General features: G+C 64.2%; 6 protein-coding genes. 1 reads left to right on the plus strand and 5 read right to left on the minus strand.

All coding sequences use genetic code 11. The features are described from left to right. Positions 1–14: 14 nt before the first annotated feature. Positions 15–7,115: a DUF5801 repeats-in-toxin domain-containing protein gene (locus EJ070_RS17875; RefSeq protein ID WP_126092540.1), complete on the minus strand. Its 7,101-nt coding sequence runs from the start codon at positions 7,113–7,115 to the stop codon at positions 15–17. A gap of 324 nt (positions 7,116–7,439) precedes the next feature. On the opposite strand from EJ070_RS17875, the gene EJ070_RS17880 reads away from it, so the two are divergent. Beyond that, complete coding sequence (locus EJ070_RS17880) at positions 7,440–8,432, plus strand: transglutaminase-like cysteine peptidase (RefSeq protein ID WP_126092541.1); 993 nt, start codon at positions 7,440–7,442, stop codon at positions 8,430–8,432. 268 nt (positions 8,433–8,700) lie between these two features. Here the strand turns inward: EJ070_RS17880 and EJ070_RS17885 are convergent, their stop codons facing one another. Genes EJ070_RS17885 through EJ070_RS17900 form a run of 4 tightly spaced genes read right to left on the minus strand, consistent with a single transcriptional unit; the run spans position 8,701 to position 14,259 of the window. Then, positions 8,701–9,342, minus strand: a complete 642-nt coding sequence (locus EJ070_RS17885) for a ribbon-helix-helix domain-containing protein (RefSeq protein ID WP_126092542.1) — start codon at positions 9,340–9,342, stop codon at positions 8,701–8,703. Beyond that, positions 9,332–10,621 (minus strand): HlyD family type I secretion periplasmic adaptor subunit, encoded by a 1,290-nt coding sequence (locus EJ070_RS17890; protein WP_126092543.1) that lies wholly within the window; start codon positions 10,619–10,621, stop codon positions 9,332–9,334. Before EJ070_RS17890 ends, EJ070_RS17885 begins: the two co-directional genes overlap by 11 nt. Before the next feature lie 17 nt (positions 10,622–10,638). Continuing rightward, positions 10,639–12,771 (minus strand): type I secretion system permease/ATPase, encoded by a 2,133-nt coding sequence (locus EJ070_RS17895; RefSeq protein WP_126092544.1) that lies wholly within the window; start codon positions 12,769–12,771, stop codon positions 10,639–10,641. Between the two features lie 30 nt (positions 12,772–12,801). Further along, complete coding sequence (locus EJ070_RS17900; RefSeq protein WP_126092545.1) at positions 12,802–14,259, minus strand: TolC family protein; 1,458 nt, start codon at positions 14,257–14,259, stop codon at positions 12,802–12,804. Positions 14,260–14,665: the final 406 nt, after the last annotated feature.

Here is a 14,665-nt window from a genome sequence, read left to right on the forward strand (position 1 = left end):
GCCGTGCACCATGCCTATACCGTTGTCGTTTGCGGCTGCGCGTGTATTCCGTCGTCGTAAAGGATGTTGATCGTGCCGGCCGCGGGATGGGGCGTCAGCGTCGCAACCTCGACGAAAGTGGCGCCGGCGCCCGCTCCGTCCGTGTCGACGCTGAGTGCGCCGGTGCCCGCATCATATTTCACGAAGTCGGTGACACTGGCACCACCGGTCTGGAACAGCGCCGTGAGGTCGATCTTGTCGCCGTCGGCGCCATTGTAGTCGGTGATCAGGTCCTTGATGCTCAGCTCGAGGTGATCGAGCTTGAACGTATCGGCGCCGGCGCCGCCAGTGAGCGTGTCATGGCCAAGGCCGCCGATCAGGAGATCGTTTCCGTCACCGCCGTTGAGCGTGTCGGCCCCTGCAAATCCCTGCAGGATGTCATCGCCGCCGTTGCCGTTCAGTATGTCGTCATTGGCAGTGCCCTGCATGGTCTCGGCATCCGCCGTGCCGGTATAGGTGACGCCGTTGACGACGTGAACGTCCAGCTGCTGCGCGGTCGAGGTATCGCCGTCAGCGTCCTTCACGGTGACATTGAAGGTCAGATCGGCATTTTGGGCCGTAGTCGTCGTGCTCACCAGTCCGATGTCGGAGATCTTAAACCCGAGATCATTGGTATCGGAGCTCAGGTTTTGGAATGTGGTGCTCGCTCCACCGGCACCGATGGCGCCATTGAGGTTGATGGCGGTTCCGGTGATGCCTTCATCGGTCGGAGTGATCTGTGCGCCCACCAGAACGTAGTGCTGACCCGCAGTGTTGTAGTCATTCGATTCGATGATCAATAGGCCATCATTGTTGTCGAGGCTTACACTTGAGTAAGCGCCGGGACCCGAGCCCGGGCCCTTGAAGATGTCGGCGTTCTCTACGTACATCGCCTTGGTTGTGTATAGGTTGGTCGTCGGATCGTAGAGTTTCAGGATGACGATGAAGTCTTCGGTATTGCCGATGCCGTCGAACTTCAGGAACATCGAGCTCACTTGGGCATCGGGAATCTGGTTTGTAAAACCGGTCGGGTTTGTGGTGAAGAAGTCCATGTCTATGACTTCTCCTTTGCCCATCGTGTCGCCAGCAACGCCGTTTGCCGTGCCGGAGATGGACACGTATGACGAAGCCTGCGTGATAAATTCTCCGTTTACGAAAGTCAGCGGATTACCGTCGATCGAACCGGCTTGCAGGTTGTCGTTTCCAGTGCCGGAACCAGGTTCCGAATAGCCGGTAAACTGGATAAAGAGGTTTGCATTGACCTGGGCCACCGCCACTTCCGGCTGGGTGTTGTCGATTGTCGAAGACCCCGGCTGGTAGCCGGTGATGGAAGAGGAATTGCTCACCGTGCTGATCGTCACCGCGGAGATCGGGTCGGCAAGATCGACGGTGTAGGTCCCCGCCACCTTGTCGAACGTGAGGGTGCCGGTTTCGTGAGTGGACACCCCGCCCGTCAGATAGTCGAAGCTGACGTTGAACACAGCCGTCGTCGCGGTCTCCGAAGCCCAGGTCACGGTCGGTGAGCTGATCGCGTTCCCTGCCACCGTGCCGGCCAATGTGATGGCGGCGAAGTCCGAATTGAGGCTGCTGTACGTCGTATGGGCGTCGGCTCCGACGGAGTAGTCGAACACGCCGGTGCCGCTGACGGTTCCGCTGTTGGCGAAATAGAGATCGGTCTTGTCGAGAACCGTCGGGCCGTCGTCGAGGAAGGTCAGGTTCTGGCCGATGTTGAGCGTGGCCGAGGAGCTGTCGCCGTCCTTGTCGGTGATGGTGGCCGTCAGCGTCACCAGATTGTCGGCCGACAGGCTGACCGGCTCGTTCGGGTTGCTCGTCGGATGGACGACCGCCCGCTGCTGGTCGAGCGTCACATTGCCCGATGCGTCGGTCGAGACCGTGAACACGATCGGGCCGCCGACACCGGCGCGGCCGACCACCTGGCCGTTCTCCAGGCTGAGCACGACCGCCTGGTTCGTCGCCGTGTCGACCAGTCCGGTCGCCCCGGCGTTGAAGCCCAGCGCGTAGGTGATGGTGCCGGGACCATCGGCGCCGTAGCTGGAGGTGAAGGCGCTGGCGAAGGCCTGCGTGTCGTTGACCGCAAGGTTGGTCTCGTCGACCGTCAGCGAGGCGCTCGTCCCCGGCGCCGAGATCGACGGGCCGTCATCGAGGAAGGTCAGGTTCTGGCCGATGTTGAGCGTGGCCGAGGAGCTGTCGCCGTCCTTGTCGGTGATGGTGGCCGTCAGCGTCACCAGATTGTCGGCCGACAGGCTGACCAGCTCGTTCGGGTTGCTCGTCGGATGGACGACCGCCCGCTGCTGGTCGAGCGTCACATTGCCCGACGCGTCGGTCGAGACCGTGAACACGATCGGGCCGCCGACACCGGCGCGGCCGACCACCTGGCCGTTCTCCAGGCTGAGCACGACCGCCTGGTTCGTCGCCGTGTCGACCAGTCCGGTCGCCCCGGCGTTGAAGCCCAGCGCGTAGGTGATGGTGCCGGGACCATCGGCGCCGTAGCTGGAGGTGAAGGCGCTGGCGAAGGCCTGCGTGTCGTTGACCGCAAGGTTGGTCTCGTCGACCGTCAGCGAGGCGCTCGCCCCCGGCGCCGAGATCGACGGGCCGTCATCGAGGAAGGTCAGGTTCTGGCCGATGTTGAGCGTGGCCGAGGAGCTGTCGCCGTCCTTGTCGGTGATGGTTGCCGTCAGCGTCACCAGATTGTCGGCCGACAGGCTGACCGGCTCGTTCGGGTTGCTCGTCGGATGGACGACCGCCCGCTGCTGGTCGAGCGTCACATTGCCCGACGCGTCGGTCGAGACCGTGAACACGATCGGGCCGCCGACACCGGCGCGGCCGACCACCTGGCCGTTCTCCAGGCTGAGCACGACCGCCTGGTTCGTCGCCGTGTCGACCAGTCCGGTCGCCCCGGCGTTGAAGCCCAGCGCGTAGGTGATGGTGCCGGGACCATCGGCGCCGTAGCTGGAGGTGAAGGCGCTGGCGAAGGCCTGCGTGTCGTTGACCGCAAGGTTGGTCTCGTCGACCGTCAGCGAGGCGCTCGCCCCCGGCGCCGAGATCGACGGGCCGTCATCGAGGAAGGTCAGGTTCTGGCCGATGTTGAGCGTGGCCGAGGAGCTGTCGCCGTCCTTGTCGGTGATGGTTGCCGTCAGCGTCACCAGATTGTCGGCCGACAGGCTGACCGGCTCGTTCGGGTTGCTCGTCGGATGGACGACCGCCCGCTGCTGGTCGAGCGTTACATTGCCCGATGCGTCGGTCGAGACCGTGAACACGATCGGGCCGCCGACACCGGCGCGGCCGACCACCTGGCCGTTCTCCAGGCTGAGCACGACCGCCTGGTTCGTCGCCGTGTCGACCAGTCCGGTCGCCCCGGCGTTGAAGCCCAGCGCGTAGGTGATGGTGCCGGGACCATCGGCGCCGTAGCTGGAGGTGAAGGCGCTGGCGAAGGCCTGCGTGTCGTTGACCGCAAGGTTGGTCTCGTCGACCGTCAGCGAGGCGCTCGCCCCCGGCGCCGAGATCGTCGGCGCATCGTCATTGAAGGTGATGGTCAGCGTGCCCGGCGCCGTCGAGCCGTCGGCATCGGTGATCACATAGCCCAGATTGACGGTGGCGTTGTTCTCGTTGTTCGGGCCCTGCGCCTGCAGCACGTTGTCGAGCAGCGTGACGGTGTAGGCGCCGGTTGCCGGATCCGTCACATGGACGATAAACAGGGCCGTGCCGATGCGGTCGCCGCTGGTTGTGGTTGCCGTCAGTGTGTTGGTGCCGGAATCCCAGCTGTAGGCCACATTCTCCTGGCCGACCGTCCCGGAGGTGCCGTCAAGGGTGGCGAAGGAGAAGCCGTTGGTGCCGGCGCCGTCGCCGCCGAGGCTGCCGCCGAGCGTGCCGTTGTAGATGGCTTCGCTGGCGCTGAGCGGAACCTCGCCCGCATTGGCGTCGATGTCGCCGGTGGTGCTTGCGGCGTTGGCGCCGGCAAGACCGTCGTCGTCGACCGTGGCCGCGGCCGAGCCGCTCGTCGGCGTATTGGCGTCCGTCACCACGAAACTGATGCCGGCCGTCGCGGTGTCGCCGTCGCCGTCCGTCACCGTGTAGGTTGCGGAGGCGGCACCCGTGCCGGCGACCGAGCTGTCGGCGGTGAAGGAGTAGCTGCCGTCGGCCTTGATCTTGATGAAGCCGTCGCCGATGTCGATCGACTGCGAGTAGCCGTCTTGGCCGAAGACCAGCAGCGTGCCGTCGATATGCGTCACCGTGGCGCCATCGGCGCCGGCGACGAAGTCCAGCGTGCCGGTGATCGTCCCGCCTTCGGCGACGTTCTGCGGGGCCTCGGCCGAAGCCGTTGGCGCGTCGTCATCAAAGGTGATGGTCAGCGTGCCGGTCGTGGACGAATTGTCGGCATCGGTGATGGTGTAGGTCAGGCTGGTCGTCGGATCGACCGCGTTCTCATCGTTCGGGCCGCCCGCATGCAGCACGTTGTCGAGCAGCGTTACGGTGTAGGCGCCGGTCGCCGGGTCCGTGACATGGACGGTGAACAGGGCCGTGCCGATGCGGTCGCCGCTGGTGGTGGTCGCCGTCAGCGTGTTGGTGCCGGAATCCCAGCCGTAGGTCACGTTCTCCTGGCCGACCGTGCCGGCCGTGCCGTTCAATCCGGCGAAGGAGAAGCCGTTGGCGCCGGCGCCGTCACCGCCGACGCTGCCGCCGAGCGTGCCGGAGAAGCTCGCCTCACTGCTGGCCGGACCGTCCGCGTCGCCGATGTTGGCGTTGATGTCATCAATCGTGCTTGCAGGATTGCCCCCGACGAGCCCGTCATCGTCGACCGAGGCAGCGGTCGTGCCGGTGGTCGGATGATTGGCGTCGGTCACGACGAAGCTCAAGCCGGCCGTTGATGTGTCGCCATCGCCGTCGGTCACGGTATAGGTCGCGGACGCCGCGCCCGTTCCGATCACCGGATTGTCGGCGGTGAACGAATAGCTGCCGTCGGCCTTGACCTTGATGAAGCCGTCGCCGATGTCGATCGCCTGCGAATAGCCGTCCTGGCCGAAGACCAGCAGCGTGCCGTCGATATGCGTCACCGTGGCGCCGTCGGCGCCGGCGACGAAGTCCAGCGTGCCGGTGATCGTCGCGCCTTCCGCGACGTTCTGCGACGCCTCGGCCGAGGCCGTCGGCACGTCGTCGACGATGTCGACGGAGAGCGTGCTGCTGGCGCTCTGGCCGTCCAGGTCGGTCAGCGTGACGTCGAAATTCTCGAACAGGCTGTTGGTGTCCTGACCGGTGGCGTGCGCCTCGTTGTCGTTGAGCGTGTAGGTGTAGCTCACCTCGCCGGTGGCGGCATTGTAGGCCGTCACCTCCAGCGTGTTGCCCAGCGCCGTCGTGAAGGAGCCGGCGGTGAACACGCCATTGGTGATGAAGTCGTGTCCGCCGATGTTCAGCGAAGCGATGCCGTCGGGCGAGTGGATGGTGAAGGTGCCGCCCTGGGTGGTGCTTTCCTTCGATGTGTCGGAACCGGCCGATTCGCCCGAGCCGCGGCTGGCCAGGAGGTCGTCTTCGTTGACTGTGACGTCGCCGCCGTTGGCCTCCGGCGTCAGGTCGGTGATCTCCGGCGTCGAGTTGCCGATCGAAATCGTCAGCGTGGTGTGCGAGGTGTCGCCGTCGCCGTCCTTGATCGTATAGGTGAAGACGTCGTTGACGCCGCCGGGCGTGTTGGCGTCGCGCACATAGGTGTAGCTGCCGTCGGCGTGGAGCGTCAGCTTGCCGTAGGCACCCTGGATCTGCACGCCGAGCGTGCTCGTGTCGTCCAGATCGGCATTCGTCGTGCCCTTGACGACGCCAACCACCGTCGCGCCGTCGGCGCCCTGGGTGTCGGCGACGCCGTCCGTCGTGTTGGCATCGCCCGCGTCGGTGCCGCCAACCAGCACATTGCCGGTCGCCGGCCCGATCTGTCCGGCCGCGACGCTGTCGGTGTCGGCGACCGCCGTCGGCACGTCGTCGATGATGGCGACGGCAAAGGTGGTGCTGGCCGTATCGCCGTCGGAATCCGTGACGGTGATGCTGAAATTGTCCGGGACCGTGTCGTTGGGATCATACCCGTCCGTATGTTCGGGATGGGTGACCGATTCAGTCACCGTGTAGTTGTATTCGACGACGCCGGTGTTCGGATCGAAGGAGACGATCGTGATGTAGCCGAACTGGCCCTGGATCTGCTGGCCGGTGCCGGTGACGGTGACGCCGTTGATGACGATCGATCCGATGCCATCCGGCGCGTCGATGGTGATCGTTCCGGTGCTGGATGTTTCCGAATTGCTCGGCGCGTCGCTGCCCGGCGATTGTGACGGGCCGCCGTTCAAGCCGGTCTCGCTGGCCGCCTCGTCCGGGCTGAGCAATGACGTGGCTACGACTGAAATGCCTTTGTCGAGAACGGAGGGAAAGAGCTCACGCCGGTCGAGCAGCCCGAACTGCAATGCGGTCGGCGGCAGCAGCGCGGTCAGGTCGAAGCCGTCGCCGATGCCGCCGGGAGGAACCGAGAAGTTTCCGCCGGCGCTGCCTGGCGCATTTCCGCCGGCCGAGATCGAGCCGTCGGCGCCGAAGGCGACATCGACATGGCTGGATTCAAGGGCCGCGATCAGGGCAACGCGCGGCACCTCGACGTCGCCGATGATGAAGGTCGGCACGTTCAGCGCGCCGTCCTTGATGACGATCTCGGATCCGTCGGGCTGCACCAGAACCAGATTGTGCCCGTCGACCTTGATGTTATCGATCGAGACATTGGCCGGAAGCTTCACGACATTGCCGGCTTCGGCATGATATTCATGCGGGGCATTCGAGGCCGCGGCATTCGCCGCCGGCGCGTTCCCGGCAGGAGCATTGGCGGCAGGAGCGTCGGCGTCCGCCGCCGGCTTGTCTGCCGCTTGTGCGTTCTGTGCGTTGCCCGCGCCCTGCGCCGGCGCGCCGTTGCCCACATCGACCGGCACCGGCTCACCCGCGGCCTGGCCGCTGGCGGCCTGGGCGACTTGCACGCCCGCCGTGACCGGATGTTCGCCAACAGTCGAGTGCTCGTCCCGGGAATCGGAAACGGCGTCGAATTCGATACTGGTCGTCATAGCTCAAGCCCCCTTCGGCATTTCCCGGAAAGAGACATGCGAGGCTCGATCTTTGCAACAGACCTTCAACCTATTTCATATACTTGAATATGTAGAGATCTGCATTTTTTACACTTGGTAAATCGGCAACATATATCCAATTATGTGTCCGGGGAAGCGACGCGCAGACGACTTCGTGGCATGACTCCGGTTTGGTAAACTAAGGTATAAATTTGAATAAAATTTGACAGAAAACAGAATAGATTGATTCGCGGAAACTTACCCACCTTCCTTTCCGATAATTTGAGACAAGATTGCTAGCGTCCACAGTCAAAGGTGGGCGTCATGAAAATACAAAAAGCTGCCCAGGGGGCATCGGGGATCAAGGTTCTGCTGCTGGCTATCGGCCTGGCCTGCGTGGCGAATCCATCATCCGCCAGCGCGGTTTCCGTGGCAAATCCGACCTCACAAACGGTGCCTGCGCCGGTCCTTCTCGGCGGCGTTTCGCTGGCAAGGCTGCAGCCCTGGCAGCCTGCCGCCGCCTACCGGATAACCGGCGTCATCAGCGCCTACGGACCGCTTGCAGCCTACCCGGCGACGAGTTCCGCGAAGGCCGAGGCCGCTCCTGGCATCGACCCGATCCAGGTTGACCCTATCCAGACCGGGGCGATCATCCCCGGCGTGTTCGGGTCGGTCGCCTTGTCCATGCACAACTTCCCGGTCGCCGCGCGCTGGGCGCCTGTCTACAAGGCGATCGTCGACTGCACGCCGGGCAGCGCCTGCGACCGCGAGAACGCGGCTTTTGCCGTGATCGTCGACATTGCCGGCAACAAGGGCTTCCGCGACAAGCTGGCCTTCGTCAACAGCAGCGTCAACAGGCTGATCGCCTATCGCAAGGACAGCGCCGTCTACGGCAAGCTCGACTATTGGGCAAAACCGTCGGAGATCCTCGAGCATCGCGCCGGTGACTGCGAGGATTTCGCCATACTGAAGATGGCGGCGCTGTTGCGCGCCGGGATCCCGGCGCAAAGCATGTCGCTCGTAGTGCTCCAGGACCGCCGCCGGAAATTCTTCCACGCCGTGCTGTCGGTGAGCACGGGAAGCGGCACCTTCATCCTGGACAGCCTCGGCAACAACGTGGCGATGGACAGAGATCTTCCCGACTACGTCCCGCTCTATTCCTTCAGCACCGATCGCGCCTGGATCCACGGATCGAAGTCCGGCGCGCAGATCGCCGACGTCGCCGGCGGTTTCGCGACGGTGGCTCCCGGCGAAGGCTCTGCGCCTGAGGTGACTGCCACCCAGGGCGGAGCGAAGACCCTGGGATGGGACGACTAAGAAGGTACTGTGGCGCCGCGTTCCTTCACACCCCCCTCTGGCCTGCCGGCCATCTCCCCCGCAAGGGGGGAGATCGGACGTCACCGCGGCTTTCGCTAATCACCTACGTTGGAGGAAGAATGCCGTCGACGAAGCTACCAATCTCCCCCCCTTGCGGGGGAGATGTCCGGCAGGACAGAGGGGGGTGCTGTCCCGCCAACGTTGCGGATTTCTGCGCTGCAGCGGCGCATTCGACGTGTCGGCGCAAGCGCTGTCCGGCCCGTCAAACCTACCCGTTGAAGACGAACGCCATCAAAAGCTCCGGCTCGGCCACCGGCGCGCGCACCGCGCTGAGCTGGCCGCGGTAGCGGCGCTCGCCGGCGCCGATGACGAAGCCGGTGGTCACCGGGGTGTCGCCATTCGCGTCCAGCCGGGCGAAGACGTCGGTGACGTTCAGGTCCAGCGCCAGCTTGAGGTCCTGCCTGCCGTCGTCGCCCGATGCGCTCGGCAACTGACGCCTGACCAATTGCTGGAACGCCGTATTGAACGCCAGGATCTTCTTCGACGACGACAGCGCGAAGGCGGGCGAGGGGCAGGCGACCAGGATCGCGTTGATCGTCCGGATCGAGGCGAGCTTGCGCAACTCCATGCTTTCCTCAGCGAGGCCGCGCATGCATGCGACCCGGATCGCCGAGGTGAGATTGCCTTGGTCGGGATGATTTTCGGCGATCTCCTCGACCAGCATGCCGATCGTGCATTTGCGGCTTTCGGCCATCTGCTTCAGCGAGACCCAGAAGGCACGCTCCAGCCGGATGCCGCGGCGCACGCCGCCGCGCGCCACGACCCGGAACTCCGGGCCGAAATCCTCGGCCGCGAGCGACGGCAGCAGCCGTTCGCGCGAAGTATCGGGGCGGGCGGCGCTATCGTTCACTCATCGCCTCCTGACGCGCCTTGTTGATGGGCTTCAAAAGGTAGTTGAGGATCGTCTTGCGACCGGTCTTGATATCGACCGAGCAGATCATACCGGGGATGATCGAGTAGGTCTTGCCGTTCCTTTGCAGCGTGGATTTCTCGGTCGCGACGCGCACCTGATAGTAAGGTTCGCCCGTCTTCTGGTCGACCAGGCTGTCGGCGGTGATTGTCGAAACCTTGCCTTCGATGCCGCCGAAGATCGAAAAGTCGTAGGCCGTGACCTTGATCAGCGCGTCCTGGTCCGGCTGGATGAAAGCGACGTCGCGCGGCGAGACCCGCGCCTCGACCAGGAGGGTTTCGGAGGTCGGCACAATGCCCGCCACCACCGCGCCGGGCTGCACGAAGGAGCCGAGCGTGTTGACGTCGAGCGTGTTGACGATGCCGTCGACGGGCGAGCGTATGTCGGTCCTTGCCACCTTGTCGGTGGCGCCGCGGATGGTTTCGTCCACCACAGAAAGGTCGGCCAGCGCCTGCGTCAGGTCGCTCAGCGCCTCCTGCTGGAGCTGCAGGCCGAGTTCATTGACCTGGAGCTGCGCCTCGGTGATTGCCGCCTGCGTCTTCTTGATGGTCTCGCCCGCGAGGTTGAGCTGCCCATGCAGGTCGGTCTGCTCGCGCTCGACGCGGATCTGCTCGGTCTTGGCCATCAGCCCTTTCTTGACCATGGACTCCACCAGTGCCGTTTCCTGGTCGCTGACGGCCAGGCTCTTGGACAGCCGATCGGAATTGGCGGTTGCCTCGTCGAGCTCCTTCTCGCGCTGATCGAGGCGCGACTTGAGCACCGACAGCTTCACCTCGAAGTTGTCGCGGCGCGCCACGAGCAGCTTCTGTTCATTGTCGCAGATTTCCGGCGCAACCTTCTGGATTTCCGCCGGGCAGGGAAACGATCCCTCGACATTGCCGCTCTGCTCATACTTCAGCCGCGCGATGCGCGCCTGCAGCGCCCGCGCCTTGGCCTGCTCCTCGCCGAGGCTCGAGGTGTTCCCGGAGTTGTCGAGCCGGATGATCAGGTCGTTCTTCTTCACGGTCTGGCCGATCTTCACGGCGATCTCCTGGACGACGCCGGCCTCGCTCGCCTGGATGATCTGCGTCTTGGAGGCGGGAATGACCTTGCCGTCGCCGCGCGCGATCTCGTCGACCTCGGCAAAGGATGCCCAGGCGGTGAAGGCCACGAACAAGGCCCCTATGATGTAGACGGACGCCGATGCGAACAGCGGCGGCCGATCTTCCCTTGCAAACATTCCCCAACGTGCCCCGGTCAGGCATTCGCCTTTTGCAATGCCTGGATGACTTGTTCCTTCGCTCCGTCCGCGACCACGCGGCCCTGCTCGATGACGATGAGGCGGTCGACCAGCTCCAGCATGCTGTAGCGATGGGTCGACACGATCAGCGTCGTGTTGCGGTCGAATGCGACCTTGAGCTGCTTGATCAACTGCCGTTCCGAGGCGAGATCCATCGAACCCGACGGCTCGTCCAGGAAGACGATCTTCGGCTTGGTCAGCAGCAACCGCGCGATCGCCACCGCCTGCCGCTGGCCGCCCGACAGATTGGTGCCCCGCTCGCCGACATTCATGTCGTAGCCGCGCGGATGGCGCGAGACGAAGTCGTCGACGCCCGCGGCCTTCGCGGCGGCGATGATCTCCTCGTCGGTCGCTTCCGGAGCGGCCATCAAAAGGTTTTCCTTGACCGTGCCCGAAAACAGGTCGCCGGCCTGCGCGACGATGCCCACTGCGGCGCGCACCTCGGACGGGTGATATTGGCGCATGTCGATGCCGTCGATGAGCAGCTCTCCGGAGGTCGGCAGGAAGAGCCGGCCGACCAGACGGCCCATCGTCGTCTTGCCGGAGCCGATGCGGCCGATGATGCCGATCCGCTCGCCGGGCCTGACCGCGATGTTCAACCCGCTCAGGACCTCGTTTTCGGTGCCTGGATAGGCGAAGCCGACATTCTTGAAGACGAGCGCGCCGCTGCGGATCGGCCGGTTGACGAAGCCGACCGTGTCGGGCCGGTCCTCCGGCTGCGACATGATCGTGTTGATGATCCTGAGCGACAGCATGGCCTGACGGAAGCGGGAGAGCGTGATGGCGATCTGGCCGAGCGGCGCGACCGCGCGGCCGGCCAGCATGACCGTGCCGATGATCGCGCCCGTCGAGACCTGGCCTTCCGAGAAGGCATAGGCGCCGGCAACCACCAGCGCGACGGTCACGAATTGCTGGATTGCGCCGGTGACATTGCCGGCGGCGGCCGAAAGCTCCTTGATCTTTTCCGACGTGTTGGCCGCGTTCTTCGAATGCTCGCCCCATTTGCGCAGCAGGTAGGCCTCGGCGCGCAGCGACTTGATCGTCTCCAGTGTGGAGATGGATTCGACTAGGAGCGCCTGGCGCTGCGCTGCCTCGTTCATCGAGGCGGCGACCCGTTTGCCGATACGCCGCTGCGTGACCAGGCCGACGATGATGGAAAACAGGAAGGCCAGCGCCGGTATGATCACCAGCCAGCCGCCGATGGCGTAGATGACCAAGAGGAAGACGAAGACGAAAGCCGTGTCGATGAAGACGCTGATGGTGTTCGAGGTGAAGAACTCGCGCACGAATTCGTATTGCGTGATGCGGTTCGCGTATTCGCCGGTCGACCCGGGCCGCGCCGACAAGGACGAGTTGAGCACTTTCTCGAACAGCAGATAGGAAATCCTGAGATCCGCCTTGCGTCCGGCGTAGTCGATGAGCGAGGCGCGGGCCGTCTTCAGCAGCAGATCGAACAGGATGGCCGCGCCGATCCCGATCGCCAGCACCCAGAGCGTCGACACCGCCTTGTTCGGCAGGATGCGGTCGTAGACGTTCATGGTGAAGATCGGCGAGGCGATCGCCAGCATGTTGATGAAGATCGCCGACAGCACGACCTTCGAATAGGTGCGCCAGAACGCTCCCATCGTTCCGGTCAGCCAATGGCGCCTTTCGATCCTCGGCGCCTTGCCCACCGTCATCTCCTCGGCGGTGTTGGCATAGGTGATCGAGAAGGAGGCGCCGCCGCTGATGTAGCTCCCGGCGAGTTCCGATTTGCTGATCGCGGTTCGTCCGTCTTCCTGCGGAGCCGTCAGATATTGCCCGGTTTCGGTCTCGGCGAGCAGCGCGACCGGCAGTTGGCTGACGCGGAAGACGATGGCCGGAAGATCGACGCGGCCGCGCCCGAAATCGCGATGGCTGAACTCCCGGACCTCGAGGCCGATTCGCTCGGCGAGGTGCCTGATGTCGTCCGGCTCGATGCGCGTTTCCGAAATCGGCACCCCGGCAAACAGCACGGTCTCCGCGCTCGGCCGACCGAGATAGGCTGCAATCGCCGAGAAGCAGGCTTTGAAAGCCTCCTTGGGCGAAACGATGTTGGGTTGCTGGTTCACGATCCGCCCCGAAGGACCAGAGATCGATGTTTACATCGGCTGCTTCTTCCTGACCGGCGCGAGGATGTCGAACGGCAGATCGTTCTTCTGCTCCGACGGCGTCCGCGCATAGGTTTCGGTGTCTGCCGTTTCCGGCACGCCGAACTCCGTTCGCGCGTAGGCCGTGGCCTGCTTCGCCGGCTGGATGTTCAGCGTCTTCAGCAACTGCCCGGTCGCGGCCAGCAACCGGTATTCGGCAAACAGCGACGCATAGGACGAGGTGTCGGCCAGCGTCGCGGTGTTGAAACGCGTGTTCTGCGCGTCGAGCACGTCGAGCAGCGAGCGCTGTCCGACCTTGAACTGCTCGCGGTAGGAAGCCACCAGCTTTTCGTTGGTGGCGGCCTGCAGCCGCAGGGTCTGTGCGAGTTCCGCCTGGCGGAAGCGGCGGTCCCATGAGGTGCGCACGGCTTCCTCGATCTCGCGCAGCACCTGGTGCAGCGCAAGACGCTGCTCGCTGGTGCGGCGGATCTGCTCCTGCTCGTTGGCCTTGTCGATGCCGCCGCGATAGAGGTTCCAGCGCAGCACGACGCGCGCCTGCAGGTCGCTGGTGTCGCCGTCGTCGCCGTCGATGTCATATCCACCCCGGGCGACGCCCTCGGCTGTGATCGTGGGACCGTATTTCGCCCGCGCGGCGTCGACCAGCGAAGCCGCCGCGTCGATGTCGCTGTTGGCCATATGGACGCGCGGATTGCTCTGCCTGGCGAGCCCGATCGCGTCATCGAGCGAGCGCGGCAGCGCGCCGGCGACATCGGCCGGCCGCGACGCATTGGTCAGCGGCTTGCCGACATTCTTGAAGAACCGGATCTTGGCGGCTTCGAGCTCCTCCGCGGCCTCTTGTACGCGCGCTTTGGCGGCATAAAGGCGCTCCTCGGCCTGTTGCCGGTCGGCATCGTTGAGCGCGCCGCCGGCGATGCCCTGCTTGATGTCGCCGAGTATAGACTGATGGAAGGCGAGATTCTTCTTCGCTTCGGCGACGATCGACCCCTGCAGCATGTATTCAAGATAGTCCTGGACGACGGCAAGCCCGATGAACTCGGACCGTTCCAGCACTCTGAAAGACGCGCCGTCGACGCGGGAGGCCTGGCGGTTCAATTCGGCCCGCCTTGCCCCGCTGTCATAAAGCGTCTGCGTAACGGTGAGGTCGGCCTCGTTCGGATAGAGGGCGTCATGCTCCTCGCCGATCGCGCGACGGGAAGGATTGTCCAGGCGGCGAACGCCGGTCGACGCTTCCAGATCGACGCTGGGAAGATAGAGGCCTTTTGCCTGGCGCAGCTCGAATTCGACGGCTTCGCGGTTTTCGATCGCCTGCCCAATCTCAGGATTGGACTCGACGGCGACTGCTACGGCTTCCTTGAGTGTGAGTGCGCTGGCGCTTCCACAAGCCAGCATCGACACCGTCATGGCAAGCGCAAAGCGCCAGCCGACGGTCACTTTACCCGTCCTGGTCATTTTTACCCCGTGACTATCCCCGCGCCTTTTTTGTTTTTGTCGGCGCTTATTTGCCCAAGCCTGCCACCGGAGCTTGCGACCAGTATCTATCAGATTTTTCGAAGTTGTGAGCGCTTAATGATTTAGGCGCCTCTAAAAGCGAGGGTTCCGGCCATTAGTCTCGGCGGATGTAGCAAAAATGGCACAGAAACGATGCTCGTCTGGATTGCCATTCGGGCAAAACCGATGGCGATCATGATTAACAAATAGCGGTCCGCATAAGGAATCGCCAAAGGCGCCTGCAACCAGCGCCAATTTCCGGGCAAAATCGGACCTGGCGCGAATCCTGCCCCGTCATCCTCCCCAAGCATCCGGCCGTCGCGTTGCGAGAGCCCGAAGGCTGCGGGAATTGCTGGGACAAATCTGC

The organism is Mesorhizobium sp. M1E.F.Ca.ET.045.02.1.1, assembly GCF_003952485.1.
Lineage (GTDB): Bacteria > Pseudomonadota > Alphaproteobacteria > Rhizobiales > Rhizobiaceae > Mesorhizobium.